The organism is Streptomyces pristinaespiralis (genome assembly GCF_001278075.1).
Lineage (GTDB): Bacteria > Actinomycetota > Actinomycetes > Streptomycetales > Streptomycetaceae > Streptomyces > Streptomyces pristinaespiralis.
On sequence record NZ_CP011340.1, the window covers coordinates 8,399,048 to 8,425,326 of the forward strand.

General features: G+C 72.8%; 29 protein-coding genes and 2 pseudogenes. 16 read left to right on the forward strand and 15 right to left on the reverse strand.

The genetic code is table 11. From position 1 onward, the window contains the following. Window positions 1–1,629 carry an IS200/IS605 family element transposase accessory protein TnpB gene (locus SPRI_RS35870; protein WP_005322020.1) on the reverse strand — a complete coding sequence of 543 codons (1,629 nt, stop codon included), beginning with the start codon at window positions 1,627–1,629 and terminating at the stop codon, window positions 1–3. A gap of 219 nt (window positions 1,630–1,848) precedes the next feature. Between SPRI_RS35870 and SPRI_RS35875 the strand changes: the two genes are divergently transcribed. Then, window positions 1,849–2,382 (forward strand): GNAT family N-acetyltransferase, encoded by a 534-nt coding sequence (locus SPRI_RS35875; RefSeq protein WP_005322023.1) that lies wholly within the window; start codon window positions 1,849–1,851, stop codon window positions 2,380–2,382. Here SPRI_RS35875 and SPRI_RS35880 read toward each other — a convergent pair. Further along, window positions 2,363–3,622, reverse strand: coding sequence for an MFS transporter (locus SPRI_RS35880; RefSeq protein WP_005322030.1), 1,260 nt, complete (start codon window positions 3,620–3,622; stop codon window positions 2,363–2,365). The genes SPRI_RS35875 and SPRI_RS35880 overlap by 20 nt on opposite strands. Before the next feature lie 53 nt (window positions 3,623–3,675). Here SPRI_RS35880 and SPRI_RS35885 point away from each other — a divergent pair, with 53 nt between their 5' ends. The 4 genes from SPRI_RS35885 to SPRI_RS35900 all read left to right on the forward strand — a co-directional run bounded on the left by SPRI_RS35885 (window position 3,676) and on the right by SPRI_RS35900 (window position 7,446). Next, window positions 3,676–4,428, forward strand: coding sequence for a helix-turn-helix transcriptional regulator (locus SPRI_RS35885; RefSeq protein WP_005322033.1), 753 nt, complete (start codon window positions 3,676–3,678; stop codon window positions 4,426–4,428). 147 nt (window positions 4,429–4,575) lie between these two features. Next, complete coding sequence (locus SPRI_RS35890) at window positions 4,576–4,926, forward strand: YciI family protein (RefSeq protein WP_005322036.1); 351 nt, start codon at window positions 4,576–4,578, stop codon at window positions 4,924–4,926. Window positions 4,927–4,931: 5 nt separating this feature from the next. Then, on the forward strand, window positions 4,932–6,218 hold the full coding sequence (locus tag SPRI_RS35895) for an RNA polymerase sigma factor (protein WP_005322039.1): 1,287 nt from the start codon (window positions 4,932–4,934) through the stop codon (window positions 6,216–6,218). Between the two features lie 388 nt (window positions 6,219–6,606). Further along, entirely contained in the window at window positions 6,607–7,446 is an 840-nt protein-coding gene (locus SPRI_RS35900; protein ID WP_005322042.1) for a DUF899 family protein, read from the forward strand. Window positions 7,447–7,498: 52 nt separating this feature from the next. On the opposite strand, the gene SPRI_RS35905 is transcribed toward SPRI_RS35900, so the two are convergent. Continuing rightward, on the reverse strand, window positions 7,499–8,020 hold the full coding sequence (locus SPRI_RS35905) for a cupin domain-containing protein (protein ID WP_005322045.1): 522 nt from the start codon (window positions 8,018–8,020) through the stop codon (window positions 7,499–7,501). A 90-nt stretch (window positions 8,021–8,110) separates the two neighbouring features. On the opposite strand from SPRI_RS35905, the gene SPRI_RS35910 reads away from it, so the two are divergent. The 3 genes and pseudogenes from SPRI_RS35910 to SPRI_RS35920 form a co-directional block, all read left to right on the forward strand. Next, entirely contained in the window at window positions 8,111–8,431 is a 321-nt protein-coding gene (locus tag SPRI_RS35910) for a hypothetical protein (protein ID WP_005322047.1), read from the forward strand. 211 nt (window positions 8,432–8,642) lie between these two features. Then, window positions 8,643–8,912, forward strand: coding sequence for a hypothetical protein (locus SPRI_RS35915; protein WP_053556607.1), 270 nt, complete (start codon window positions 8,643–8,645; stop codon window positions 8,910–8,912). Window positions 8,913–8,925: 13 nt separating this feature from the next. After that, window positions 8,926–9,136 (forward strand): annotated as a pseudogene (locus SPRI_RS35920) (RidA family protein); the annotation flags it as partial. Window positions 9,137–9,258: 122 nt separating this feature from the next. Here the strand turns inward: SPRI_RS35920 and SPRI_RS35925 are convergent. Both SPRI_RS35925 and SPRI_RS35930 read right to left on the reverse strand, forming a co-directional pair. Continuing rightward, window positions 9,259–10,140, reverse strand: a complete 882-nt coding sequence (locus tag SPRI_RS35925) for a PaaX family transcriptional regulator C-terminal domain-containing protein (RefSeq protein WP_005322054.1) — start codon at window positions 10,138–10,140, stop codon at window positions 9,259–9,261. Continuing rightward, window positions 10,137–10,775, reverse strand: coding sequence for a GNAT family N-acetyltransferase (locus tag SPRI_RS35930; RefSeq protein ID WP_037775662.1), 639 nt, complete (start codon window positions 10,773–10,775; stop codon window positions 10,137–10,139). Before SPRI_RS35930 ends, SPRI_RS35925 begins: the two co-directional genes overlap by 4 nt. Window positions 10,776–10,893: 118 nt before the next feature. On the opposite strand from SPRI_RS35930, the gene SPRI_RS35935 reads away from it, so the two are divergent. Further along, window positions 10,894–11,958 carry an alpha/beta hydrolase family protein gene (locus tag SPRI_RS35935; protein ID WP_037775664.1) on the forward strand — a complete coding sequence of 355 codons (1,065 nt, stop codon included), beginning with the start codon at window positions 10,894–10,896 and terminating at the stop codon, window positions 11,956–11,958. Window positions 11,959–12,269: 311 nt separating this feature from the next. On the opposite strand, the gene SPRI_RS35940 is transcribed toward SPRI_RS35935, so the two are convergent. Next, a complete protein-coding gene (locus tag SPRI_RS35940; protein ID WP_005322061.1) occupies window positions 12,270–13,010 on the reverse strand; it encodes an NAD(P)-dependent oxidoreductase in 741 nt (246 codons plus the stop codon). 100 nt (window positions 13,011–13,110) lie between these two features. Here SPRI_RS35940 and SPRI_RS35945 point away from each other — a divergent pair, with 100 nt between their 5' ends. Beyond that, window positions 13,111–13,791, forward strand: a complete 681-nt coding sequence (locus SPRI_RS35945; RefSeq protein WP_005322063.1) for a TetR/AcrR family transcriptional regulator — start codon at window positions 13,111–13,113, stop codon at window positions 13,789–13,791. A 63-nt stretch (window positions 13,792–13,854) separates the two neighbouring features. Here SPRI_RS35945 and SPRI_RS35950 read toward each other — a convergent pair whose 3' ends face one another. Then, the gene (locus tag SPRI_RS35950; protein WP_005322065.1) at window positions 13,855–14,409 is read right to left on the reverse strand and encodes a pyridoxamine 5'-phosphate oxidase family protein; all 555 of its coding nucleotides are present in this window, start codon (window positions 14,407–14,409) and stop codon (window positions 13,855–13,857) included. Between the two features lie 229 nt (window positions 14,410–14,638). On the opposite strand from SPRI_RS35950, the gene SPRI_RS35955 reads away from it, so the two are divergent. Beyond that, the gene (locus SPRI_RS35955) at window positions 14,639–15,865 is read left to right on the forward strand and encodes an MFS transporter (RefSeq protein WP_005322067.1); all 1,227 of its coding nucleotides are present in this window, start codon (window positions 14,639–14,641) and stop codon (window positions 15,863–15,865) included. Window positions 15,866–15,974: 109 nt separating this feature from the next. Here the strand turns inward: SPRI_RS35955 and SPRI_RS35960 are convergent. The 3 genes and pseudogenes from SPRI_RS35960 to SPRI_RS35970 form a co-directional block, all read right to left on the reverse strand. Next, window positions 15,975–16,136: pseudogene (locus SPRI_RS35960) on the reverse strand (multidrug ABC transporter permease); the annotation flags it as partial. A gap of 52 nt (window positions 16,137–16,188) precedes the next feature. Beyond that, window positions 16,189–17,217 (reverse strand): zinc-dependent alcohol dehydrogenase, encoded by a 1,029-nt coding sequence (locus SPRI_RS35965; protein WP_005322075.1) that lies wholly within the window; start codon window positions 17,215–17,217, stop codon window positions 16,189–16,191. Beyond that, window positions 17,210–17,641, reverse strand: coding sequence for a tautomerase family protein (locus tag SPRI_RS35970; RefSeq protein WP_037775665.1), 432 nt, complete (start codon window positions 17,639–17,641; stop codon window positions 17,210–17,212). Before SPRI_RS35970 ends, SPRI_RS35965 begins: the two co-directional genes overlap by 8 nt. A gap of 99 nt (window positions 17,642–17,740) precedes the next feature. Here SPRI_RS35970 and SPRI_RS35975 point away from each other — a divergent pair, with 99 nt between their 5' ends. Next, a complete protein-coding gene (locus SPRI_RS35975) occupies window positions 17,741–18,331 on the forward strand; it encodes a TetR/AcrR family transcriptional regulator (protein WP_005322079.1) in 591 nt (196 codons plus the stop codon). 287 nt (window positions 18,332–18,618) lie between these two features. Here the strand turns inward: SPRI_RS35975 and SPRI_RS39655 are convergent, their stop codons facing one another. Next, on the reverse strand, window positions 18,619–18,918 hold the full coding sequence (locus tag SPRI_RS39655) for a hypothetical protein (protein ID WP_005322085.1): 300 nt from the start codon (window positions 18,916–18,918) through the stop codon (window positions 18,619–18,621). 349 nt (window positions 18,919–19,267) lie between these two features. Here SPRI_RS39655 and SPRI_RS35985 point away from each other — a divergent pair, with 349 nt between their 5' ends. Continuing rightward, the gene (locus SPRI_RS35985) at window positions 19,268–20,542 is read left to right on the forward strand and encodes an APC family permease (protein WP_005322087.1); all 1,275 of its coding nucleotides are present in this window, start codon (window positions 19,268–19,270) and stop codon (window positions 20,540–20,542) included. A 197-nt stretch (window positions 20,543–20,739) separates the two neighbouring features. On the opposite strand, the gene SPRI_RS35990 is transcribed toward SPRI_RS35985, so the two are convergent. Both SPRI_RS35990 and SPRI_RS35995 read right to left on the reverse strand, forming a co-directional pair. Next, window positions 20,740–21,045: a PadR family transcriptional regulator gene (locus tag SPRI_RS35990; protein ID WP_005322088.1), complete on the reverse strand. Its 306-nt coding sequence runs from the start codon at window positions 21,043–21,045 to the stop codon at window positions 20,740–20,742. Between the two features lie 68 nt (window positions 21,046–21,113). Next, window positions 21,114–21,560, reverse strand: a complete 447-nt coding sequence (locus SPRI_RS35995; RefSeq protein WP_037775666.1) for a MarR family winged helix-turn-helix transcriptional regulator — start codon at window positions 21,558–21,560, stop codon at window positions 21,114–21,116. Window positions 21,561–21,644: 84 nt separating this feature from the next. Here SPRI_RS35995 and SPRI_RS36000 point away from each other — a divergent pair, with 84 nt between their 5' ends. Both SPRI_RS36000 and SPRI_RS36005 read left to right on the forward strand, forming a co-directional pair. Beyond that, on the forward strand, window positions 21,645–22,352 hold the full coding sequence (locus tag SPRI_RS36000) for a hemerythrin domain-containing protein (protein WP_005322090.1): 708 nt from the start codon (window positions 21,645–21,647) through the stop codon (window positions 22,350–22,352). A gap of 296 nt (window positions 22,353–22,648) precedes the next feature. After that, window positions 22,649–23,410, forward strand: a complete 762-nt coding sequence (locus SPRI_RS36005) for a MerR family transcriptional regulator (protein ID WP_005322092.1) — start codon at window positions 22,649–22,651, stop codon at window positions 23,408–23,410. A 179-nt stretch (window positions 23,411–23,589) separates the two neighbouring features. Here SPRI_RS36005 and SPRI_RS36010 read toward each other — a convergent pair whose 3' ends face one another. Together SPRI_RS36010 and SPRI_RS36015 are read right to left on the reverse strand one after the other, a co-directional pair. Further along, window positions 23,590–24,456, reverse strand: coding sequence for a GNAT family N-acetyltransferase (locus tag SPRI_RS36010; RefSeq protein WP_037777449.1), 867 nt, complete (start codon window positions 24,454–24,456; stop codon window positions 23,590–23,592). A gap of 143 nt (window positions 24,457–24,599) precedes the next feature. Continuing rightward, a complete protein-coding gene (locus SPRI_RS36015) occupies window positions 24,600–25,616 on the reverse strand; it encodes an ArsR/SmtB family transcription factor (RefSeq protein ID WP_005322096.1) in 1,017 nt (338 codons plus the stop codon). 177 nt (window positions 25,617–25,793) lie between these two features. Between SPRI_RS36015 and SPRI_RS36020 the strand changes: the two genes are divergently transcribed. Beyond that, window positions 25,794–26,213, forward strand: coding sequence for a peptidoglycan-binding domain-containing protein (locus SPRI_RS36020; RefSeq protein ID WP_005322097.1), 420 nt, complete (start codon window positions 25,794–25,796; stop codon window positions 26,211–26,213). The last annotated feature ends 66 nt before the right edge of the window (window positions 26,214–26,279 follow it).

Consider the following 26,279-nt stretch of genomic DNA (forward strand, 5'->3'; position numbering starts at 1 on the left):
CTATTCAGTGAGCAGGAGTGGGTCTTGGACCCATTCCTGGTCGCTGCGGGCATCCCGAACGGTGGTGGGTGCCCTGGTTGCCCGCGTTCGTTCCGCGTCCGGGGGCACGCATCGTGTGCGTGGTCCGGGAATGCGGGGGCGGGGTTCCTCGCGCCCAAGCGCACGCCGGTCGGCCTGGACGGTCCGATGCCCCGCACGATCGCTCTGGTCGTGCGGGGGCGGTGTCGTCCGTCGCCGGATCGGGTGCCCTTGGGCGCGTCTGCCGATCGCGATGCTCGCCGCATCGTGACGGCTGGTCTTTCGGGTGGTGCTGGTGAGGGGCTTCTGCCAGTGCTGCGCGCCCCATCTGCTGGTGTAGGCGGGGTCGACGGCGATGATCGTGATGCCGGTGGCGTCGGCCATCGAGACGAGGCGGGCACGCAGGCGTCCGGTGGGCATGCCGGAGATCAGCTGCCGGAACCTTCGCCTGCGGCCGTGCTTCTCCCTGGTCTTCTCGGCCTGGAAGTCGAGGTCCTCGACCGCGATCGCCTTAACGCCACAGGACCGGGCCCAGTGCAGGAGGCGGGTGAGGGCGTGCCGGACCTGGGCGTCGCGGTGTGGGGCGCTGCCGGTCAGATCGTAGAAGAAGCGGCGCGGATCGCCGATGGGGTTGCCGTGGGTGTCGAGGCGCCAGGCGGCGAGGTGGCCGGCGTTGGTGTCGACGCCGATCACACCGTGGGCGAGGGCGGCTTCGAGCGGAACGGTAGGGGTGGGTGGGATCTGCCAGGAGGCGGTGACGTACCAGCGGTCGCGTCCGGTGTCGTGGTGGATGCGGTAGGCCACGGCCCGGTGCGCCGCCACACGGTCCGCCCACTCCTGCCCGCGGTGCGCGAACCGCACCCGCCCGGCGAGTACGTACCGGCCGTGCGCGGCGTTCGCCAGATGTGCCAGCGGTGCCGGGAGCTTGATCGACACCTCACCCTCGGGGGTGATGCGGATCGTCTCGTTGCCGAACCTCTTCCCCGACTCACCATCCGCCTGCAGGAACCAGCGCCCGGCCTCCCACCGCTGCCGCCACTGGGCTGCGGTCAGCCCCGCATCGGCAAGGTGATGCCGGGTGCGCGCCAGTCGTCGGCCGCCGCGCACCACACGCACCCGGCCCGCGTCCCTCTCGGCCCGCACCCGCCCCAGCCGGTCCTCCAGCACCCGCAGACGCCGGGCCTTGGCATGCCACTCCCGCCGCGAACGGTAACCACCCGCGGCACGCTTCGTGCCCTTCGCTCCGACCGGCAGCGACAGCCGGTGCGCGATCGTCCTGATCCCGGCTTCGAGGCCCTGGATGTGCGCGGCCTGCCCGTGCCGGGCGAGCGCCCACTGATCGTGCGTGGCCTTCGTGATCGACCCCGCCCACCTCGACGACGACACCCCCGTCAACTCCCGCTTCCGGACCGCCCACGACTCGGCTGAGTGCTCCAGACCCTCCACACACCGCGCCTTGAGATCACGCGAGGCCAGCGACCCGAGATGCGCACCCACCAGCCGCAGCACCTCCTCGTCCCCGGCCGTCAGGCCCTTGAGCCGGGTACGCACTGCCACACCCGAAGGTCCGGTGACCACGAACGGCGCCGCCACCTCCCGCAGACCGCCCACCGTGTCCACCCCCTCCGTACCGGACCGCACACACCCGCCACCACCCCCAACGACCCGCCCCCGCAAAGGTCACCCATTCGACACACGAACCCCCGTCCACCCCGCGAGCCCTCACACACCACAGCCCACAACCCCTCACCCGCACACGGCAGAACTCACTCATACGAGATGAAACAGCAGCAGTTCACGACCCCCGCACCTCCGGCAGGATGGGAGCCCATGACCGAGATCCGCACCCCCCGCCTCATCCTCCGCCGCTGGCACGACGACGACCTCGCGCCGATGGCGGACATCAACGCGGACCCGCGGGTCATGCAGTGGGTCGACGACGGCTCCCCGCACGATCTCGAGCACACCGCAGAGGCGATCGAGCAGTGGGAGGAGGAGTGGGACGAGGAGGGCTTCGGCCTCTTCGCCGTCGAACTGCTCGCCTCCGGCGAACTGGCCGGCTTCACCGGGCTGTCCGTGCCCGGGTTCCTGCCGGAGGTGCTGCCCGCCGTGGCGATCAGCTGGCGGCTCGGCTCCCAGTTCTGGGGCCAGGGTTACGCCTCTGAAGCCGCCCACGCCACGCTGGAGTTCGCGCTCCAGGACCGCGGCCTGGACCGCGTCATCAGCATCAGCCGCGCCGGGGACGAGGCGTCCGAGAACGTCATCCGCAAGCTCGGCATGGTGCCGGAGCGCGAGACCACGCACCCCGTGTACGGCCACCCGCTGCGCGTCCACAGCATCGACCTCACCGAGTTCCACGCCTGACCCTCCGGGCCCGCCTGCGGCCGGCGCCGCCCTCCGTCACCCCCGCCGCCTCCGCTGCCGCCCCGCCCCCCGACGGCTCCGCCGGCGGCGTGACATGCCGCCGCGGCGCCACGGGTTCGGGCAGGGTGCGGAACAACAGCCAGCTCAGCACGGGCATCATCACCAGCGGGGCCAGCGCCGTACGCAGGGACGTCGCGTCGGCCAGCTTCCCGATGAAAGGACCGGCCAGGCCGCCGGCACTGACGGTGAGACCGAGCGTGATCCCGCCGGCCGTACCGACCCGCGACGGCAGATAGTCCTGGCCCAGGGTGACCTGCAGCGAGAACGGCACGTACAGGCCGGCGGACGCCAGCGCCACGAACAGATAGAGGACCGGCCCGGGGACGGTGACGATCCCGGCGACCGCCACGGCCGTCGCCAGGTACGACCAGCGGGAGACGACGACCCGGTCCCAGCGCTCGGCCAGGCTGCCACCCACCACGGAGCCCACCGCGCCCCCGAGATAGAGCACGAACAGCGCCGCGGTGCCCGCCGCCGCGCCGCCCTCCACACGCTGCCGCGCATAGAGCGAGATGAAGGTACTCAGGCCCACGAAGACGACGGAACGGCAGATCACCGCCATCGACAACATCACGAACGACACCCGGTCGTCGGCCTCCGCCGTCACAGCCGGGCCAAAGCGGGCGGTCCCGTCCCGCTCCAGCGCCTTCAGCACGGGCAGGCACAGCACGCTGCCCACGAGCGCGGGCACCACGAGCAGCGGCGACAGCCGCAGCCCGCCGCCGGCGACGACCGCGGTGACCATGAGCGGAGCGAGCGCGAAGCCGAGGTTCCCGCCCAGGGAGAACCAGCCCATCCCCTTGTGACCGCCCCGGCAGGCGAGCCGTGCGACCCGGGCCGACTCCGGATGGTAGGCGGCCACCCCCAGCCCTGACACCGCCACGAACACCAGCGTCCACGCATAGGACCCGCTCACACCGCTCAGAGCGATGCCCACCCCGCCCAGCAGCGTGCTCACCGGCAGCAGCCAGGGCATCGCCCACCGGTCGGTCAGCACCCCGAACACCGGCTGGGCCACGGACGACAGCACGGACGCGGCAAGGACGACACCGGACACCGCGGCGTAACTGTAGGCACGCTCGGCCACGAAGAACGGCACGAGCGCCGCCACCGCGCCCTGATACACGTCCACGCAGGCATGCCCGACCGACAGCAGGACGACCGACTTGTTCTCTCGCACGCCACCATCGTCGTCAGCACACCGCTGTCGTACTTCCAATAAACTGCCGACCGATGCCGAAGATCCGCCACCAGCCGGTCGCCCCCACCCGCACCCGGAGTCTGGCGACCGGAACAGAGATCGACGCCCACCGGCACGACGACCACCAGATCGTCTACGCGGGGCGCGGAGTGCTGACCGTGACGACCGGCACGGGCACCTGGGTGGCGCCGGCCACCCGCGCCATCTGGATCCCGGCCGGCACCGTCCACGCCCACCAGGCCCACGGCGAACTGGACCTGCACCTCGTCGGACTGCCCGCCACCGACAACCCGCTCGGCCTCGACGAGCCGACCGTCCTCGCCGTCGCCCCCCTGCTGCGCGAACTCATCCTCGCCCACACCCGCCCCCCGTTCGACGACAGCCCCGAACGCACCCGCCTGCGCGCCGTACTGCTGGACCAGCTGCGGGCCTCGCCCCAACAGCCGCTCCACCTGCCCACACCCACCTCGCCCCTGCTCAAGGACCTGTGCGACCTGCTGCGCACCGACCCGGCCGACAACCGCACGCTGGCCGCGCTGGGCAGGGAGGTCGGCGCGAGCGACCGCACCCTGTCCCGGCTGTTCAAGTCCGACCTCGCCATGACCTTCCCTCAGTGGCGCACCCAACTACGCCTGCACCACGCGCTGGTCCTGCTGGCGGAGGACACCCCGGTGACCACCGTGGCGCACCTGTGCGGCTGGTCGTCCGCCAGCGCGTTCATCGACGTCTTCCGCCGCGCCTTCGGCCACACCCCGGGAACACACCACCGCCACGGGCCCGGCTGACGCCCGCCCGGGCACCCGGCAGGAGTCCCGCGAAAAGATCAGAAGAAAAAAATCGGGGGACGGTGTCGACAGAGCGCCACCCCGTTCGTCGTCATGGTGTGCGGCGCCCGCCGCACGAAGACGATCAGGACCTGAAGGAGCCGGACCATGAAGTACATGATGCTGATCAACAGTGGCGCGACCGACGAGAACGGCGGAGCCGCCGAATGCGGCGTCGAGGACTGGATGGCCTACGACAAGGCCGTGCGGGACGCCGGGATCCTCGTCTCGGGGGAGTCGCTGGCCGACCTGGTCACCGCCACGAAGGTCCAGGTCGCCGCCGACGGCGAACGGACCGTCACCGACGGGCCGTTCGCCGAGACCCGCGAAGTCCTCGGCGGCTTCTACGTCATCGACGTGCCGGACCTGGACGCCGCCCTCGACTGGGCCGCCCGCTGCCCCGGCGCACGCGGCAGCGGGTCGGTCGTGGTGCGGCCGGTCGCCGACTTCGGGGCCTGACGGCGATGGAGGCGCGGCCGGCCGGCACGGACAGGGCGGTGGAGTCGGTCTTCCGTGAGGAACACGGCCGGCTGCTCGCCTCCCTCGTACGCCGTTTCGGAGATCTGGACCTGGCGGAGGAGGTCGCGTCCGAGGCGGTCGAGGCGGCGCTGGTGCACTGGCCGGTACAGGGGGTGCCGGACCGGCCCGGCGCCTGGCTGCTGACCACCGCCCGGCGCAAGGCCGTCGACCGGCTGCGGCGCGACCAGGCGTACGCCGCCCGGCTCGCCGTCCTCCAACTGGAGGCGGACCGGGCCGGCCCCGCCCCGGCCCCCGGCACCGGCGCGGACAGCGATCTGCCCGACGAGCGGCTGCAGTTGTTCTTCACCTGCGCCCACCCCGCCCTGCCGCCCGAGGCCCGGGGAGCCCTGACGCTGCGCTGCCTGGCCGGACTGACGACACCCGAGGTCGCCCGCGCCTACCTCGTGCCGCCATCGACGATGGCCCAGCGGATCGTGCGGGCGAAGAAGAAGATCCGCGAGGCCCGGATCCCGTTCCGGGTGCCCGGCGCCGACGAACTGCCCGGACGCCTGCCCGGCGTCCTCCAGGTCCTCTACTCCATCTTCACCGAGGGCTACACGGCCAGCTCGGGCCCCGACCTCCAACGGCTCGACCTCGCGGAGGAAGCCGTCCGCCTCGCCCGTATCCTGCACCGTCTGCTCCCCGCCGAACGGGAGGTCACCGGACTGCTCGCCCTGATGCTGCTGGTCCACGCCCGCCGCGCCGCCCGCACCGGCCCCGACGGCGAACTCGTGCTCCTCGAGGACCAGGACCGCGACCGCTGGGACCGCCCCATGATCGAGGAAGGGCTGGCCCTGGTGCCCCCGTCCCTGACCGGCGGCCCGCCCGGCCCGTACGGCGTGCAGGCCGCGATCGCCGCCCTGCACGACGAGGCGGCGGACCTCGCGACCACCGACTGGCCGCAGATCGTCGCGCTCTACGACGTGCTGCTCAGGCTCACCCCCTCCCCGGTCGTCGCCCTGAACCGGGCCGCCGCGGTGGCCATGCGCGACGGCCCCGAAGCGGGTCTGGCGCTGCTCGACGACCTGGCGGGGGAGGAGCGGCTGCGCGGCCACCACCCGTACCCGGCCGCCCGGGCGGACCTCCTGCAGCGCCTCGGCAGGCTCCCCGAAGCAGCGGCGGCCTACCGGGAAGCACTCGCCCTGGCCGGCACCGAACCCGAACGGGCCCACCTGCGGCGCAGACTGGACGCGGTCGAACAGGCCGGCCCGGACACCACGCACCACCCATGAACCCCCGTATCCGCGATGCCGCGCTGGCCGAGGTCTTCTCGACCCACCCCCGCGGCAGGCCGGATGCCGACGGCCGGCAGCCCTTTGAACCCTCCGCGTCACCGTGCAGGTCGGATCACCCCCCGCCTGTGCGGGGACCACCCCCAGGGCATGCAGCAGCCAGCGCGACCAGGTGGGAGGCGTTGACGGCGCGCCAGCGGCTTGGGCGGACTCGATGAGCTTGTATGCCGACCCGCGCAGAGGTCGTTGGCCGCTACGGTGAGTGATGCCGTGGGTATGTTCGGAGACGGTGGAGCCGGGTCGGATGCGCGTGACGGCGATCCCGACCGGCAACTACGTTGCTGAGGAGGGACCCTTAGTCACGACGAAGCGATCCCAGGAGCCGCTGATGTCCGAGAACCCGAGCAAGGCGCAGCCGCCGGTCGTCGACCGAGCGACCTTCGAGCAGCAGTTGGAGGGGCTGCGGGCGAGGGAGAAGGCCCACACCCGCGAAGGCGACGCGATCGCCGCCGCGCGCCGCAGGCTCCCGATGGTCGAGGTGGCCGCGGACAGCCCGCTGCTCGGGCCGGACGGTCCCATGACGCTCCTGGACGCGTTCGAAGGGCGACGCCAGATGATCGCCTACTACTTCATGTGGTGGCCGGGCCGGCCGGCCGCTGAGCAGTGCGAAGGCTGTACCTGGGTGATGAGCCACGTGGGCGAGCTGGCTTATCTGCACTCCCGTGACATCACCTTCGCCGTGTTCTGTCAGGGGCGGAACACGGCCTACGGCTTCGGGGATGCGCAGACGTCGTACGAGGAGAGCCTGCGCTACCGCGCCTTCATGGGCTGGGCGATGCCGTGGTACTCCGCCCAGCCCTCGCTCGAGTCGCTTCTTGTCGGCCGGGAGCTCGGCTTGTTCCACCTGGTGTGCTACCTGCGCGACGGCGATCGTGTTTTCGAGACGTTCTGGACCAAGCGTCGCGGGGCCGAGGCGGTGGACTACAGCTACGCGCTCATGGACCTTACGGTGTTCGGGCGTCAGGAGGACTGGGAGGACTCACCGGCAGGCTGGCCGCGCCTCGGGCAGGCCACGCGGACCCTGGGCGGGGCCCCCGACTGGCCGCCGCTGTGGGAGTGGCCGGGTGGACGTCCCACAGCACAGTGGCCGCGCGTCGACGCCGGCCGCTCCGATGACTTGGGCGTCACCGGCACCGGCCCGGCGACCGAGTCCGGTCACTGCCACTGATGGCGGATGGGCGATCGAGGACTATTTACGCGGATGTGGGTGGCTGCGCCGATCACGCCGACGCCGCCAGGGCGGCACGCCAAACGGGGCTGTCGACGTAGTGGTTGTCGAAGCGTTCCGCGGACTCGGCGATCTCCTTCGGGTCGGCCTCACCGCGCATCACCCGGCTGAGCAGGCGCAGGTAGTCGAACCGGCCCATGCCGGGCGTGAACACGAACAGGACGTCCGCCGTCGCGCCGGGCGCGGCGGCGAAGGCATGCGGGGTGTGCGGCGGCACGGCCAGGAAGTCGCCCTCGTCCAGGACGGTGATCTCCTCGCCCACCAGCACCCGCAGGGATCCGCTGATCACGAAGAACAGCTCCGTCGCCCTGGTGTGGAAGTGGGCCGGGGCGCCCACGGCTCCCTCGGCGAAGGTGGACCGGTAGCTGGTGAAGCCGCCGGGCGTGGCGTCCGACTCGCCCAGCAGCGTCATGACACTGCTGGGGTCGGCGCAGGTCTCGGCGTCGGCGCGGCGGGTCAGCACCGCAGGAAAGGGCGTGGTGGACGTGGACCCGGTGGGCGTTTCCTCAGTCATGATCACGACCCTACGGTCCGAAGTGCCCTGCGGGCAGGGTCACTTCGACACCGAAACCCTGGGCCAATCCGCACCGGTCATGATGGGGTCATGAGACCCGAGATCCAGGCCTTCGTCGCCGGCGGCCCCCTGCCCGACCAGGATGCCGACGAGGACGAGATCGACCGGCGCGTCAGGCAGCTCGAAGCCGTCCCCGCGCCCGTCACGGCCGAGGAGGCGCAGGCACTGGCCGGCTGCTTCGGCCCGGACGACTGCTACGGCGTCGCCTGGACGCTGCTGCACCTCATCGAGACCGGCCCCGGCCCCGTCCCTGCGGTGCGGCCGCCCGGCCCGGGCGCCGACGAGTGGCACCACACGCTCTGGAACCGGTGGGGGAGCGGGGAGTTCCCCGGCGACGCCCCGTCGAGCTGACGCCCCAGCCGCAGCGGCCCCGCGCCGCCATTGCACCGGGCCGGCCCCCGCCCTGGCGAGGCGCCAGCAACCCGGGCGCACGGACAGCGGCCTGTGCCTGCCGACCCACCGCCGCCGACCTACCGCCGCCGACCCACCGCCGCCGGCAGGCGGGGGCCGGCACGCGGGGCCGGCCCGCCGGACTGTCAGTGGCGGCTGCGACGCTGGCAGCATGGACGAGCAGATCATGCGCGGACGCGTCTACGGCGCCGATCACGAGGACCCCGACCCCGGCCCGCAGCCAGGACACGACTACGTCGAGCTGGTGGGCGGACCGCTCGACGGGCTGCTGCTGGACGTCACCGGCTGGACGCCCCGACAACTGCACGAAGGAGCCGTGCTGGCCACCGAACTCGGCCGCTACGGAGCCGGCGGCCGCTCCCTGTACGGCCCGAGGAACGGCGCCCCCCGGTTCTTCGACTGGGAGGACGACAGTCCCTGAGCCCCAGGGCCAGGCGTCTCTCCACGACGTCATCAGTACAAGGGTTCTGGTCGCATCGGCCCGGCGGGAGGATTTGGTGGCTGCCTGGGAGGCGGTCCGGGACTCGTTCGCCGACCATGACGTCCCCAGCACCCTGATGGGCGGCACTGTGCTCGGCACTGTGCTCGGCTACTAAGGACCAGCTCGTCGAGATCGAGGCCGTGGCAGCCGTGCTCGACTCTTGAGGCCATTGACACACCACGGGGGCTGAGCGCGCCCGGCCGCAAGTCCCTGGCGGGGGATCACGACTGCGTGACTGCCGGCCGCCTGTCAGGGCGGCCGGCAGTCACGGCAGGCAGCGGCAGAGTCAGCCGGCCTCGGCGGGCTCCTCGGCTCGTGCCCGGGTGATGTCGGCGTAGAGGCGGAAGAGGGCCGGGCGGGTCTCGCCGCCGTCTCGTTCACGCAGGGCCGTCCAGCACCGGGCGACGAGCTCCCGGGCCTGGGTGCCGGGCCAGGGCCGGGGCAGGAGCTCGGGCGGCAGCAGCGGGTCGGGCTCCATGGCTCGGGTGAGTTCGGCGGCCAGCTCCACCGCGATGGTGAGGAGCGCTGACGGGGAGAGGCCGGCCGGGCCGGTGAGCCGGTCGAGGCGGGGCCGGGCGAGGCGGCCGAGGCGGTGGTAGCGGTCGGCGATCTCCGGCAAGGGCCACAGGCGGCGGGCGAGTTCGGCGGGCTCGCGGATCTCGCCCCTGCGCAGGTCCGTGGTGGTGAGCAGGGTGAGCCCGCCATGGGCGCCGAGGCGGTGGGCCGCTTCTTCGACGTACGGTTCCCAGGCGTTGGCGCAGACGTACAGTCCGCCCTGGAGCGGCGCGCCGCCGAGGTGGACGAGCGTCTCGCGCAGGGAGTCCCGGGCCGTGCGCTCCGATTCGGGCACCGCGAAGGCGGCCAGGTGCCAGACACCGTCCCAGGGCGCGCGCCCGGCGTCCTGCTCGAACGCGTGGCGGAGGAAGTCCGCGTTGGGGGAGAGGGCACGCATCGTGTCCGCGGTCGCGTGCAGCTGCGCCTTGCGGCCCCGGCCCTCGTGGGTGAACCGGCCTTCGGCCACAAGGCGTTTGACGCACAGCCGCACCTGCTGGTCGCTCATGCCCAGGGTGTTGGCGACGGTGTACAGCTCGTCCGCGTCGACGGTGCCGTCCTCGCGGACCAGTGCGTGGACGAGCATGCGGGTGGGGATCTCGATGCGGTCGGTCACGGTGTGTGCAGTCCTCTCGGCCCGTTCGCCCCGACAGGGCGGCGCATGGTGGTCGCCGCGCCGAAGCCCAGCAGTCCGCGCAGGTAGGGGGTGTGCTCGGTCCGGACGGCCGTGAAGCCGCGCCGCTCGTACAAGGCCCTGGCGCGCGGGTTGGTGTCGATCACGTCCAGTCTGATCTCCCGGCAGTCCTGTTCCGCCGCGACGGCGGCCACTTCCTCGAGGAGCAGGCTCCCGATGCCGCGGCCGCGGGTGCCCGGGTCCACGGCGATGCCGTCCATGACGAGCTGCCCGGGGGCCGGGTGGCGTTCGAACAGGGCGAGCAGCGCGAGCCGGTGCAGTCCTCGCAGGTGCCCGTACGTGCGCAGCACGGCGGAGGCCGATCCTCCGGTGAGGGACCGGCCGCCCAGTTGGTAGCCGGCGAGGCCGACGAGCTGCCCGTCGAGGAGCGCGCACACCGCCCGGTCGGCGTTCAGGTGGGCGGCGAGGAAGGGCACCGCCTTGTCCGGCGGGTTCAGGGCGGGGCCGAGTTTGCGGCCGAAAGCGTCCCAGTACAGCTCGGCCGCCCGCCGTTCGGCTCCGGCCGGAACACCCCGCCGGACCGTCACCGCTCCCGTGTCCGTCCCGTCCGGTCCCATACCGTGCCTCCTCGTCGCGTCGCACCCTCGACCATAAAACTATCATCCTTACGACGATCGTAATTGTGATGATAGTTTCAGCGGCATGTGAACCCCCGAACAGAGGCGGTCAGATCTCATGCGTCGAAAGCCCCGGCCCCTACGGCGCGAACTCCGCACAGCCGTGTGGGCACTTGTCACGGTCCTTCTCGTGGCCACCGGTCTCGCCGGTGTGGTCCTGTGGCAGAACTCCTACGACATGGAGGAACAGCGCGTCTCGATCCGCCACGGCGGCCACACCCTGAACGGCGTCCTGGCCACCCCCAAGGACGGCCGCACCCGGCACGGCCTCGTCGTCTACATCCACGGCGACGGACCCGTCGACGCCACCCATGACGACGGCTACCGGCCCATGTGGGAGGCGAACGCCGAAGCCGGGTACGCCTCCCTGTCCTGGGACAAGCCCGGCGTCGCGGGCGCCCCAGGCGACTGGCTCGCACAGTCCATGGACGACCGGGCCGACGAGGCGGCCGCCGCCATCGCCTGGGCACGCGCCCGCCCGGACATCGACGGCGACCGGATCGGGCTCTGGGGCGCCAGCCAGGCGGGCTGGGTCCTGCCGAAGGTCGCCGCCAGGACGCCCGTGAGCTTCGCCATCGCCGTCTCACCCGCCGTCAACTGGCTCCGGCAGGGCCGCTACAACCTCCTCGCCGGGCTGCGCGCCGACGGCGCGTCGGCAGCCCGCACCGACGCCGAGATCGCCAGGAGCGACACCGTCCGCCGGCTGCTGCGACGCCACGCGACCTTCGAGGAGTACGTCAGGACGATGGGCGGCGAGGCGGACGGCATGACCGCCGGCCGTTGGCGCTTCATCTCCAGGAACCACACCGCCGACGCCACGCAGGACCTCCGAGCCCTGCGCGGCGTACCGGTGCTGCTGACCCTCGCGGGTCATGACGTGCACGTGGACACCGCCGACACGGAACGCGTCTACCGCGCGGTGCTGGACGACGGCGGCGCACTGACCGTCAGGCACCACCCGGACGCGACCCATTCGCTGGTCAAGCAGACCCTCGAGCAGTCGGAGCTCAGGATCACGCTCACCGCGCTGTTCGCCCCCCGCTCGCTCTTCGCGGACGGATTCCTGGACGGCCAACGACAGTTCCTCGACGAACTCGACCGAGGCGGCAGCGCCACCCCGTGACACTCCTGCCGCCCCGGTGTGGGCGCGCCCGCGCCGCACGGCGGGGGAGCCGGCGGTGCGGGACCGGTACGGCGACAGCCCCCCCGTGACGCGGTCCGAGCGCGCGCCGAAGCTTCACCGGCGACCGGCGACCGGCGACCGGCGACCGGCGGGACGCGTCGACGCGTCGCGGATCTCGTCGACAGCCCTGGTCCTCAAGAGGGCCAGGGCTGCCTGCGCGGTCGGCGGGGGAGAGCGGCGCGCTCGACGGCGTACGCACGCCGCGGGTGTTCACGCCCCAGGCGCCCAGGCGGTCTTCGGGCCGCGGCTGTTCAGGCCGTGTTCTTCGCGCGGGCGTGGGCGAGGGCCGACGGGGTCAGCCGGCCGACGATGGCCGGGGCCTCCCGGACGAGGGCGTCGTCCTCCGCCGCGGCGACCATGAACAGGGCGAAGTCCACGCGACGGGTCAGGTTGCTCGCGAGGAGCGGGTCACCGACATGCCGGCTCCACACCGGCAGCCCCTGGCTCCCGCCCTCCTCCAGGTCGCTGCCGCGGACGACCGTCCACTCGGTGTCACTGGCGAAGATCTGCCGGCACGCCTCCACCTGGTCGTCCAGGTCCGCCACCCGGGCCAGTCTGGCCAACCGCCCGAAGACGGCCACGAAGGCCCTGAGCCTGCGCGTGTACACGTCCTTCCCGTCACGGGTGATGTGCCAGCCGCAGGAGAACACCAGCCGGGCCCCCGCGGGCGCCGCGTCCAGCACGGCCCGGGCCGTGCCGGAGGAGTAGCGCTTCATCCCCCACGGGACCAGCACCGTGAGCACGGCCTGGCATCCCTCCACCGCCCGCGCGACGACCGCACGGTCGTCGGTCGCCCCGGGGACCACCGTGATCCGCCCCTCGAACTCGGCGAGCTTGCCGACGCTCTGCTCCCGGCACACGCCCACCACCTCGTAGCCCCGGTCCAGCGCGTGCCGCACCATGTACCGCCCGAGCTTCCCGGACGCGCCCACGACGCACATCCTCTTGCGCGGACCCGTTCTTCGGGCCTCCTGCGAGCCGATCGGTTCCATGACCTTCGCCCTCCCTCGCCCCACCCGTCCTTACGCTGTAAGGGTGTGCCTTACGAAGTAAGGTTGTCAACCTGCGAAGCCCACCCAGGGGAGGAAATCCGTGGCCACCGAGCCAGACCGCACGCCGGCACCCCGCCGCCGGCCTCTCACCAAGGACACGGTCCTGCGGACGGCGCTCGCGCTCGCGGACGAGGCCGGCACCGGCGCGCTCACGATGCGCAAACTCGCCGACCGGCTCGGCGTCGAAGCCATGTCGCTCTACCACCACGTCCGCAACAAGGAAGCGATCCTCGACGGGATGATCGACCTCCTCTTCGGCGAGATCGAACTCCCGCCCACGGACCTCCCCTGGCGGACCGCGCTACGACGGCGCGCCGTCTCGACACGCGACGCGCTGATCCGCCACCCGTGGGCGATCGGCCTCATGGACTCCCGCAGCAACCCCGGCCCCGCGACCCTGCGCCACCACGACGCGGTCATCGGCTGCCTGCGCTCGGGCGGCTTCACCATCGCCGGCGCCGCGCACGCGTTCTCCGTGCTCGACAGCTACATCTACGGATTCACACTCCAGGAGCTGAGCCTGCCGTTCGAACCGTCCTCAGGCATCGAGGACCTGGCCGACTCGATCCTCGAGCAGATGCCCGGCGACGAGTTCCCCCACCTCACCGAGATGATCACCCACCACGCCCTCGCACCGGGCTACACGTACGCGGCGGAGTTCGACACCGGGCTCGACCTGGTCCTCGACGGACTGCAACGACAGCGCGAAACCTGGCTCTGACCCGCCCGCATCGCGCCCCGGCGCGTCGGGGCGCGATGCCTCACCCGCCCGGGGCCCCGTCGCTCAGAACACCCACCGCGTATGGCTGTAGACCCCGTTGTCGCGGCCGAAGCCGTACGCCGTGGTCGGCGCCACCGCGAACAACACCGCGTCCCCGCTCCGGAACGAATCCCCGATCCCGTGGAACGTGCCTTCTGGCGAGGTGATGTGCGGCCCGTACTTCGCCTCGTGCGCCGCGATCACCTCCTCCAGCAGCGCCGGATCGGTGACCCGCTCCGCCTTGCCCTCGATCACGAGGTCGAACCCTTCGGTGAGCGCGTTCCCCCCGGTGGTCAGCGCGCAGTGCACGTCATGAGAGAGGTTCTTCGCCTTCTGCTCTCCCGGGCCGGTCGAGAAGTACAGCACCCCGTCGTGCCACGCGGCGATCACGGGCGTGACATGCAGCCGGCCGTCGGGCCGCACCGTGGACACCCAGAAGATCTCGGCGGCCTCCAACTGCCTTTGTGCCTCCGCCCACTCGGTGGCGGTGACCCCCGCGGCACCGGGGCGAGGGGTGAGCGCGGAGCTGTAGCGGGCGTCGAGCTCGGCCGTGGGCTGCTGTGCCGGTCCTGTGGGCATGGCGGATCTCCTTCTCGTCCCCCTCCTAACGACCGACAGGCCACGCCGACATCACCCCGCACCCGTTCGTGTCCGTCTGCACGCCCCAGGAGGAACACCTGGCGGCCCCACGCCGCATTCGCGACGCCCCGACGCCCCGACGCCCCGACGTCGCGACGTCGCGACGTCGCGACGTCGCGGCGCCGCGAGGTCCGGCCGGTCGCACCCGGGCGCTCGTAGGGTGACCCGCATGATCGTCCGCAAAGGTGAGGGCCACCGTCCCGGCTACGCCGCGGCAGCCGTGGTGTTCGCGATCGGCATGGCCGGCACGACCCTGCCCACGCCGCTGTACGGGCTCTACCAGCAAAAGATCGGCTTCTCCGAGCTGATGGTGACCGTGGTCTTCGCCGTGTACGCCGTCGCCGTGATCGCGGTGCTGCTCCTCGTGGGCAACTACTCCGACGACGTCGGGCGCCGGCCCGTCCTGCTGTGCGCCATGGCGCTGTCCGCCGCCAGCGCCGGATGCTTTCTGCTGGAGACCGGCCTCCCGCTGCTCTTCGCCGGACGGCTCCTCTCCGGATTCGCGGCCGGACTGCTCAGCGGCGCTGCGACCGCCGCGATCATCGAACTCGCCGGACCAGGACAACGGGCCCGGGCGGGCTTCGCCGCCACCGCGGCGAACATGGGCGGTCTCGGCTGCGGCCCGCTGCTGTCCGGGATCCTCGCCCAGTACGCGGCGCGCCCCCTCGAGCTGGTCTTCTGGGTCCACATCGGGCTGGTCGCCGTCGCCGCCGTGATCATCCGCTTCCTCCCGGAGACCGTCGAGCACCCGAAACGGCTTCCCCCGCTGAAGCCCCGAGGAGTCTTTGTGCCGAACGAGGTGAAAGGAGTGTTCGCCCCCGCCTCCGTCGCGGCGTTCGCCGGCTTCTCCCTCCTCGGCCTGTTCACCGCCCTCGCCCCCAGCTTCGTGGCCCGGACACTCGACGTGCACAACCTCGCCGTCACGGGAGCGGTCGTGTTCTCCGTCTTCCTCGCCTCCACCGTGGGGCAGTCGCTGAGCGATCGCATCGGCTCCCGCCGGGCCCTGCCCGCCGGCTGCGCGGTCCTCATCGTCGGCCTTCTGCTGGTCGCCTGGTCCCTGATCGCCGAGTCCCTCGCCGTGCTCGTGGCCGGCGCCCTGTGCGGAGGCGCGGGCCAGGGGCTGGCGTTCCGGGCGGCCCTGTCGCTGGTGAGCGGGGCGGCGCCCGCCGCACACCGCGGCGGCACCATCTCGGCGTTCTTCGTCGTCGCCTACACCGGCATCTCACTGCCCGTGGTGGGCGTGGGCGCCGCGGCCCGGTTGTGGGACCTGCGCACCGCCGGCCTGGTCTTCGCCGGCTGCGTGATGCTGCTCGCCGCGTGCGCCGGGGTCTACTCGGCCCTGAGAGCGCCGGCCGAACCCACCCGGGTCCGCGACGAAACCAGTGAGCGCGGGTGACCCGCCCCGCCCCGTCGGGCGGCCCACCGCGCGAAGGGGCGGCCTCCCGGTCGATCCCGGGAGCCGCCCCCTCGCGCTGTCGCCCGGCATGAGGCCGCCGGGCGGCGTGTCACCGCGTGACCTCACGGTTGAACACCGAGCGCGACCACAGGTAGCCGAGCACACCCAGCCCCGCGCACCAAGCCAGGGCGATCCAGCCGTCGTTGCCGATCTCCGTGCCGAGCAGCAGCCCGCGCAGGGTCTCGTTGACCGGGGTGAAGGGCTGGAAGGCCAGCGGCATCGGGACGTTGCTCGCGGCCCTCGCGGCCTCGATGGTGAGGCGGTCAGCTCGAGGCCCGGCCCGGGGTGATGCCGCGAACGAAGACGGGCTTGAGGTGCTTCTCCGGCAGCGCGTCGAGCAGTTGCTCCCAGTCGAAGACGTGGGAGACGACGCGTTCGGGCGCGACCTTCCCGGACGAGGCGAGGTCCAGGGCATCGGGGATGTGTGCGCGGACGTTGTCGCGGGCGATGCGCAGGGTGACGCCGGTGAGGTACATGTCGAGCAGCGGCAGTTCACCGGGGCGGAAGTGGTTGCCCGCCGACTCGCAGACCCCTTCCGGGGCCAGGGACCTGACGGCGAGCCCGAGCTGCTCGACGCGGCCCGTGGCCTCGACGGCCACGTCGAAGCCGTGCGGGACCGGCTCGATCGCCTCGGCCGTGCGGGCGCCGTAGCTCTCGGCGAGACGGCGGTGCCCGGCATCGGGGTCGACGTAGAGGACGTCGGAGGCGCCGAACGCGCGGGCGATGTCGCACACGTACAGGCCGATGCTGCCGCGGGCGACGACCAGCACCCGGGCGCCCGGCCGGGCCCTCAGGTGCGGGGCGACCAGGCGCCAGGACAGGGACCAGTTGTCGCTCGCCGAGGCCATGGCGACCGGGTCGAGACCGGCCGGCAGCGGGACCAGCATGGCGTCCGCGTACGGGACGCGGACCAGGTCGGAGAAGAGCCCGCCCCAGCTGCCGCCGATCGGCGCGCCGTACATGGCCATGTGCGGGACCGAGGTGCAGTGGGCGGTCAGGCCGCTCCGACAGTGGGCGCAGGTACCGCAGTTGACGGCCCAGGGCACCACGACCAGGTCGCCGGGGACCACGCCGGTCACGTCCTCGCCGACGTCGGTGACCTCGGCCACGCATTCGTGACCGAGGGCGAACGGCGGGTCGATGAAGCCGTGCCCGGCCAGGATGGAGGAGTCCACGTCGCAGGCGGTGGCGGCCACCGGCGCGACGATCGCCTCTCCGGCGGACCGCACCTTCGGGTCGGGGGCCTCGCGCCACTCGACGGTCCGCCGCGCGACGTAGGTCAGTTCACGCATCGGCCTGCCGCCCCTTCGCCAGTGCCACCAGGTCGGCGTACCGGACGACGGAGCCGCCCGCGCCCCAGGTGCCGTCCGGCTGCTCGTTCACCAGCACCCACACGCGCGGCGCCTCGGCCGGGGAGAGCCCGGCGGCGGCGAGCACGGTGGCGGTGGCTTCCCGGGCCAGTCCGGCCTTGCGCCGCTCGGACAGCGCTCCCTGAGGCACCGTCACCTCGACGAGGAAACGGGGCGCGTCGTCCTCGGCCGTCACCTGCGCGCCCCCGGGCAGCTCGGTCAGGTAGCTCCACGCCTGGGCCCGGAAGAAGGCCGTGTCGGGCGCCCCCTCCCACCGCAGCAGCACGGCGGCGAGGTCCCTTTGGACCGTCGCGCGCCCCTGACCGGTCAGGGCACCGGTCGGGACGGTCAACCGGATCATCGGCATGGCAGCTCCTCGGTTCTTCCGACACGCGTTATGACAGTCGTCATAACGGGAGGACACGCTAGACTATGACGGTCGTTATAGCCAGAGGGGAGTGCACGGGTGGTCAGGAGCAGCAGCGGTACGCAGTCCCGCGAGCGGATCGTGGCGGGTGCCGCCGACATGATCAGCCGCCGCGGGCTGAGCGCCACGAGCATTCGGGAGATGGCCAAGCATGCCGAGGCGCCGCTCGGATCCACCTATCACTACTTCCCCGAGGGCAAGCAGCAGTTGGCCGCGGAAGCCGTCCGCCACACGGGCGAGTGGGTCGCCCGCGCTCTGCGCAAGGAGCTCGAGGCCGGCCCGGCCGCCGGACTGCGCGCCTTCCTGGCCCTGTGGCGCAAGATCGTCGTCGACACCGACTTCCACGCCGGATGCCCCGTCCTGGCCGTGGCCATCGAGGAACCCCCGGCCGACGAGGTACCGCCCGCCCTGGCGGCCGCGGCCGAGGTCTTCGACCGGTGGGAGGGCCTGCTCGCCGACTCCTTGCGCGAACACGGCGCCGACGCCGAACAGGCGGCGCAGGTCGCCACACTCATCGTCGCGGCCGTCGAGGGCACCGTGGCCCTGTGCCGCGCCAAACGCAGCACCGAACCCCTGGACCGCACCGCGGCACAGCTCCAGGCCCTCATCGCCACCACCATCAGCGGCTGAACGGACCGCCGGCCGCGCTCACGACAGCGCGGTCACGTGCCCTTGTGCGGCGCGGTCCGCGGCGGACGCGGCGCCCCCTTCGCGGCGAACGCGGCGCCCCCTTCGCGGCGAGCGCGGCGCGCCAGGCCGCGATCCTCGCGGCACCGGTGCCCCTCCCGGCGAACGCGGGACACCCGCCCGCGCGTTTCTCATGCGCCGAGCGCGGCGCGGACGGCCTCGGCCTCCTCCTCCGTGAACACGCCGCTGTCGAGGAGGGAGAGAGCGGACAGGACGCCGCCGCGCGAGCCTCAACTGCCCTCGTCGATCACGCGGAAAGTCACCCACCAGGCCGGCGACGGCTCCGCCGCACCGCAGGCGTCGGCCATCGCGGCCAGGACGCGCTCGATGACCTCGGTACGGACCTCCTGGCGCCAGTCGCCGTCGCCGTCCATGACGGTCACGTCGATCACCATTGCGTCGGCCCCCGGCCCCGCATCCGCCGCCAATAGGCCGCCGATGGCCATCGAGTCGGACCCGCGCTCGGTGAAGTGCACCTGGAACCCGGCTCGCGCGGCCGGGGCGAACCGGCCGGCCTCGGGCACGAGCACGGCGCCCGTCAGCGTCTCGGCTCCAGCTCGCGGCGCTGCTCCAGGCTCAGGCGGCCCGTCGCGCTGTTCACGGTGATGACGGTCATGACTCTCCCTATGACGACTGTTATGAACCGAGCCTGCACGGCGGTATGACGAGTGTCATAGCCTGCTGGGTCGGACGGCTGACCTCGGCTGCGACGAGCCGTCCGATCCAGCAAAGGGGCCTCCGCTCCGGGCGGAGGCCCCTTCCTCATGTGCGGCCCCAGACCCCGGGGTGCGGTCGAGGGCGGCCTGGCCCCGTCCCGTATCGTCTACCGATATCGGAGTCCGTAAGACGTGCGGCGGGGCGCCGCCGAAGGAGTGGGGCATGAGCAAGCCACCGGCTGCCGCCGGAGTGCCGGACGAGCTGCGTCGGCGGCTCGGGGTGCCGGACGCGGTGATGATCGGCCTGGGGGCGATGATCGGCGCGGGGATCTTCGCCGCCCTGGCCCCGGCCGCGCAAGCGGCCGGCTCCGGGCTGCTGATCGGCCTGGCGCTCGCGGCGGTGGTCGCCTACTGCAACGCCACCTCCTCCGCCCGGCTGGCCGCCCGCTACCCCGCCTCCGGCGGCACGTACGTCTACGGCCGCGAGCGGCTCGGCGACTTCTGGGGCTACCTGGCCGGATGGGGCTTCATCGTCGGCAAGACCGCATCCTGCGCCGCGATGGCGCTGACGGTGGGCTCGTACGTGTGGCCGGGCCAGGCCCATGCCGTCGCGGTCGCCGCGGTGGTGGCGTTGACCGTGGTGAACTACGCCGGGGTGCAGAAGTCCGCCGTGCTGACGCGGGTGATCGTGGCCGTGGTCCTGGCGGTGCTCGCCGCCGTGGTGGTCGCTGCCCTCACCTCCGGCGCCTTTGACCCGGCCCGGCTGGGCATCGGCGACGACGCGACCGTGGGCGGGGTGCTCCAGGCGGCGGGCCTGCTGTTCTTCGCGTTCGCCGGCTACGCGCGCATTGCCACCCTGGGCGAGGAGGTCCGCGACCCCGCGCGCACCATCCCCCTGGCCGTCCCGGTCGCGCTGGGCATCACCTTGGTCGTCTACGCCGCCGTCGCGGTCGCCGTCCTGACGGTCCTCGGCCCGGAAGGGCTGGCGCGGGCCGCGGCCCCCCTGTCGGACGCGGCCCGGGCCGCAGGTGCCGACCGGCTGGTGCCGGTCGTCCGCGCCGGCGCGGCGCTGGCGGCGCTCGGCTCGCTGCTCGCGCTGATCCTCGGCGTGTCCCGCACCACGCTCGCCATGGCCCGGGACCGGCACCTGCCGCACGCCCTGGCCGCGGTGCACCCGAGGTTCAAGGTGCCCCACCGCGCCGAACTCGCGGTCGGCGCGGTGGTGGCGGTGCTCGCCGCGACGGCCGACGTGCGCGGGGCGATCGGGTTCTCCTCCTTCGGCGTGCTGGCCTACTACGCCGTGGCCAACGCCTCCGCCTGGACCCTGAGCGCGGAGGAGGGCCGTCCGGCGCGGATCGTCCCCGTCGTGGGACTGGCCGGCTGCCTGGTCCTGGCGTTCGCCCTGCCGCTGTCCTCGGTGATCTCCGGTGCGGTGGTCCTGGCGCTCGGCGCCGCCGCCTACGCGGTGCGCCGGAAGGTGGCCGCCCGCACCTCCTAGCGGCGACGCGCCGGTCCCGGCGGACGCGCATACGCTGCCGCCCTCTGCCTCGTCGGGAGGACCGCCCTCGACACGACTGCCCACGGCAGAGGGCCAGTTCCGACGCCGGGCAGGGGGAGCCGACCGGGGGCGGGCGCGCCCGCCGCGACAGCCCCCGTCCGCCGGGCCCGCCGGCCCCGCGCGGCCGACCCGCCGGCCTACGGGGCGTCGTCGCCGAGGACCTCGCGGGCGAGTTCCCTGAGTGCCCGGCGGTCCTCGGCGAGGGCCCGCCTCCCCGCTTCGGTCGCCCTGTAGACGCGCCGGGCGCGGCCGTCGACCACCCGCTGCTCGGAGACCAGCAGCCCGTCCGCCTCCAGCCGGTGCAGCGTCGGATACAGGGTGCCGGGGCTGATCCGGTAGCCGTGGGAGGCCAGTTCCTCGGTCATCCACGCACCGTGGATCTCCTCCTCGGCCGCGTGATGCAGGATGTGCAGCCGCACCGCACCCCGCTGGAACTCCCGCACCCGGGAACACCTCCTGGCAGTGACGAAACCGATATCGGCCTTCGAGTCTATGCCGCCGTCCGGGCCGGTCACCGCCTGCCGTCGGCCTGCTCACGGCGGTCCAGCTCCTCCAGCAGCCGGCGCAGCAGGCCCCGCGTCCGGCCGATCTCCTCCTCGGGGAGGGCCGCGAAGAGCGTGCGATGGACGGCCGAGGCCCGCGTCGTGACGCGGGCCAGGACCTCCTGGCCCTGCGGGGTGAGCGCCAGCAGCGGGGAACCGCGGTGATCGGGGTTGGCCGTGTATGCGGCATGGCCGAAGGTCACGAGATCGTTGGCGACGCGCTGCACGTTCTGCCGGCTGACACCCAGGCGGCGTGCGGCCTGCGGCACCGTGAGCGCGGTCTCGGAGACCACGCTCAACACCTGCCAGCGGGCCTGGGTGAGACCTTCCGCCTGCGCGGTGTGCTCGCCCAGCCGGCGCAGCGCCCCCGCGGCCTCGAACACATCGGCCACGAGCAGGGCCATCTCGTCGGACACCGCTACCTCCTTTGACAACATGTTGTCTGTGTGTGAATGTGTTGTCAGTGTACTCGGGGATCCTGAAGAAAGAGCAGCGGAGTCATGCCGAGAATCGATCTGTACCGCACCGTTCACATGGGCCAGCGCGAGCGGCTCTTCGCCCTCGCCGTCGAGACCGGCGCCGCGGACACCGCGGAGCCCGAGTGCGCCGGGCACCTGGCCAAGCGCTGCCTGGCCATGACACAGGAGCTCCGCGAGCACGCCGACCACGAGGACCGCTTCATCCATCCACTGCTGCGGGAGCGGGCGCCGGAAGCGGCCGACGCGCTCGACGCCGAGCATGTGCGCCTCGACGCGGCACTCACCGCACTGGACGACCGGGCACGTCGGCTGCCGACGACACCGGCCGGGTCGCTGCCCGACGCCCAGCACGGCCTCTACCTGGCCGTGAACGAGCTCATCAGCGCCTACCTGGCCCACCTGCACGCGGAGGAGACCGTGGCGATGCCCGCTCTGTGGGACCGCTGCAGCGACGCCGAACTGGGCGAGGTCTTCGCCGCCTTCAAGGCATCCCGCACCCCCGAGGAGAGCCTCGCCGACCTCCGCGGAATGCTGCCGTCCCTGCCGCCCGCCGTCCGGACGGCCATCGTGCGCGCCACCCTGGAAGCCGCGCCGGACGACGACGCGGGCCGCACCCTGGCCGCCGTCTCCACCACCCTCGACCCACGCCGGCGCAGCCGTCTCTACGACGACCTGGGGGCGCCGGAGGCGTGGGCACTTGTGGAGAGCGAACGCGAACAGGCCCACTGAGCCCGCGATCCGGCAGCCCGCCGTACTCTCGGCCCTCCACCGTCGCGGACGGCCCGGCACCCCGCAGGCCGCAAAGGGCTCCGGGCACGAAGCCCGACGAGGAGAGCGCCCCGCCCGGCTGCCCAAGGCGGCAGGAACACAGGCGCAGGCCCGGCCGGCGAGGTCCGGGCCCTGCTGCCGGACCCGGACCGGGCGAGCCCGGGCCTCGGGGTTGCAGTTGCCGCTGCGGCAGCTTCTACCGTCCTGAACAGGGCCGGAGAGACCGGCCCGGTGACGCGAGCGTGAAGGAGGCGGCAATGGACTGGCCCATCGCGGAGGTCGCCCGGATGTCGGGTGTGACCGCCCGGACCCTGCGGCACTACGACGAGATCGGCCTGTTGCCGCCCGCCCGGACCGGAGCCAACGGCCACCGCTACTACGAGGAGAACCAGCTCCTGCTGCTTCAGCAGATCCTCGTCCTGCGGGCGCTGGGCCTGGGGCTGCCGGAGATCGGCCGGATCCTGGCCGAGCAGGTCGACGAGGTGGAGGCCCTGCGCGGCCACCACCGGCGGCTGCTCGCCGAGCGGGACCGTCTCGAGGCCCTGGCCGGCACCGTCCGTCGCACGATCGCCGAACTGGAAAAGTCCAGGAAGGACGGCACACCCATGACCGCCATCAACCGACCGGAGAACCTGTTCGAGGGCGTCCGACCCGCCCAGTACGAGGAGAGCCTGCACGACTTCCCCGAGCATGCCGAGGCGATCGCCCGCAAGGTCGCCGCGATGACCGAGCAGGACGTCGAGGCCGGGCAGCGTGAACGCACGGCGCAGATGATCCGGCTGGCCGAGCTGATGGCCGGCGGCCACCCGGCCGACGCCGAGCCCGTCCAGGCCGAGGCCGACGCCCAGTACCGGGCCCTGAGCGAACTGCGGGCCGTCTCCGCCGAGGAGTACCGCGCCATCGGGCGCTCCTGCGTCGACAACGACGCCTGGCGCGCCGCGTACGAGGCAATCGCACCCGGCCTGGCCGCCTACCAGCGGGACGCCATCGAGGCGTATGCCGCCACCCGGCTGAGCTGAGCCGGCCCGGGCAGCCCACGGGAAGCCCCGCACAAGCGGCCCTGCCTGCCGCGCCGACAGGCTGCACCTCGCACTCCTCGGGGGCGGGCGAGGTGCAGCCCGTCACTCGCGCGGTCGGTCACCCGGCCTCGGCCGGAGCGGCAACTCCCCGCCCGGCTCCGCTTCCTGACGAGGAGGCACTAGGCGTCCCGGTACCTGTCCCGCACCTCGGGGCGTGGCCGGAAACCGGCCGACCTGTAGGTGGCGACGGCGCCGGCATTGGAGCTCGGGGTGCACACGATCGCGCTCGACGAACCCAGCTCCTCAAGCGCGGCCGCCGCGGCGACGGTGACCGCCACGCCGTAGCCCCGGCGGCGGTGCTCGCGGTGCACGCCCATCGGTTCGAGCAGCCCGGGCCTGCCCGGACCGGCCGACCACACCGTCACCACCGCCGCCGCGCCGCCCGCCTCGTCGTACGCGACCAGACACCGGGCGTCGGCGTACGGCAGCCCGGCCGCCATCGCGTGCCAGCGCTCCGCTGTGAACCTCGACCCGTCGAACGCTGCCCGAAGCGCGGTGGCGAACACGTGCGCCTGCTCCGGCCCGACCACCTCGATCCGCACGCCCGGGTCCTTCACCGGTTCCGTGAGGTCACGGCGCAGCGGCGTCCACGGCTCGTCGGTGCCCCAGCCGTCCTCGGACAGCAGATCCTGGACCAGCGCCCCCACCGGCGCCTCGACGTTCACCTTCCCCGCGGGCAGCACGCCGCGCTCCGGCCCGCTCACGTCCTCGGCCAACTGCCGCGCGAGTTCCTCGTCCTGCCGGGCGTCCGGCGCGATCGTCAGCCGCAACAGCCCGGGGCCGTCCAGCAGCCCGACGGCGAGAATCCGTCCGTCCCGGCGCCACGTCCTGACCGCCGCGGCGGTCGCCTCCGCACCTGACCGCCAGAACCAGCCCAGGTCCCCCGGATGCAGTTGCATCGGCGCCCCCTCGTACTGCCACTCCCGCAGCACGCCCACAGCCTCGCCCAGCCCGTCGACTTCCGGTGTGCCCAACACGATCGCCATACGCCGATCACACACCACCGCACCGACGGCCCGCACCCGGATTCCTGCCGGCCGCCATGGTGAGGAGTGGGGCGGAAGCGGGGCGAAGTGGTGCGGACCACCAAGACCCCGGACTTCGAGCGCGGGGAACCCCTCGCGGACCGCTACCGCTGGGCCCCCTCGTTCGACCCTCGTCGCCTGTTGGCGCGCAGCAGCGCGGCTCCGAGAGGAGTGAGCGTGTGCAGTACGGACGCCGCGTTGCGGCGGCTGGTGACGAGCCCCGCGTCCCGCAGGGCCCGGGCGTGCTGACTCGCGGAAGGCGCGGACACGCCGACGGCCCGGGCGAGTTCGCCGGTGGTGGCGCCGACGGCGGCGGCGCGCAGAACAGCGGCCCGGGTGCGGCCGAGCAGCGCCGCCAGGGACGCGCCGGAGCTGAACTCCTCCTTGAGCGTGGCCGGATGGGGTTCGTGATTGAGCGCGTAGATCAACACGGGATCGTGCGCGGTGTCGCCGAAGGTCACCGGGTTCCCCCAGCAGAAGTACGAGGGGACCAGGAGGAGCCCGCGGCCGTCGAGGCGCAGGTCGCGGTCCTCGGGATAGACCGTGTGCAGGACGGGACGCCGCCACTGCAGCACCGGCGCCCCGAGGTTCCGCAGGATCCCTTCCACGCCGTCGTCGAGCACCGCGCGGGCGCAGGCGGAACGTTCGGCCTCGATACGGGCCTGGATGACGTCGTGGTGAGGGGCGATGACCGTGTCGTGGTACGTCCGCATGGCCTTCACCAGGTCCTCGCGGAAGCCCGGCTCGGTCAGGCGTGGAGCCCAGGACGGGGCCCCACTGGTGTGGGCGAGGATGCCCACCTCTTCCATGACGCGGTGCTTCGGCGTGGCCAGGATCGCCTCCAGCCCGGCGTCGAGCCCGCCGGCGGACTCGGGCGGGGTGAGGAAGTCGGGGAAGTACGCGGCACGCGGAACGAGCGGCAGCAGCAGGGTGCGCAGAGTACGGACGAATCCTGTGGCATGCAGCTGCGCGCGCGCCGTGCGGTGCCAGTCGGCGTAGGCCCAGCGGCCCTGACGGGACTGGAAGCGGTGCAGGCTGGTGCAGATCTCCCACAGTGGGTCCGGTGCGGCCGCGACACGGGTGCGGGCCAGGTCGGCATCGGTGAAGTGGATCCGGAGCACTCGATTCCCCCTCGTGTCCTGGGCACTTTCGGCAGGGCCGAAGAGCCTGGATGGTCAGGCTCACCTCAGAGACGCTGACCCGGCAAACCGGCGCGCGGGGGAGCGGGCCGGCAGCGGTGCGGCCAGTCGCAGCGGAGACTCCGGCAGCGCACCCGATTCGACTACGGAGGCAGGGCATTGAGGCGTCCAACGAAACTCGCAGCGGTCACAGCGGTCATCGGCACGGCGCTGCTGGCACCCGCGGGCCCGGCCGCCGCCGCTCCGCCGGCAGCGGCCACGGCCGGCATCCAGGCGTACTCCTGCGACGTGACGACGACGGGGGACAAGCTCTACGCCGGGTACTACAGCGGCGAGAGCGTCACTCCTTCTTCGACATCGGTCACGGCGGCGGGCAAGGAGGCTCAGTGCCTGCTCCGGAAGAGGGGGTTCGACCCGGGGACCGTCGACGGCATCTTCGGAAGCAACTCGCAGACCGCCGCGAAGAAGTTCCAGCTCTACGTCAACGGCCGCTGCGGACGAGCGGTCCTGGACGTGGACGGCAAGGTCGGCCCCAGGACCTGGCCGTACCTGCGCCAGGTCGCCTTCTGCTTCGAGTGACCCACCGGCACCGCCGAGCCGATACCTGCGAGCCCTGCCGAGCCCCGGCGCCCGGCGCTCGACCCG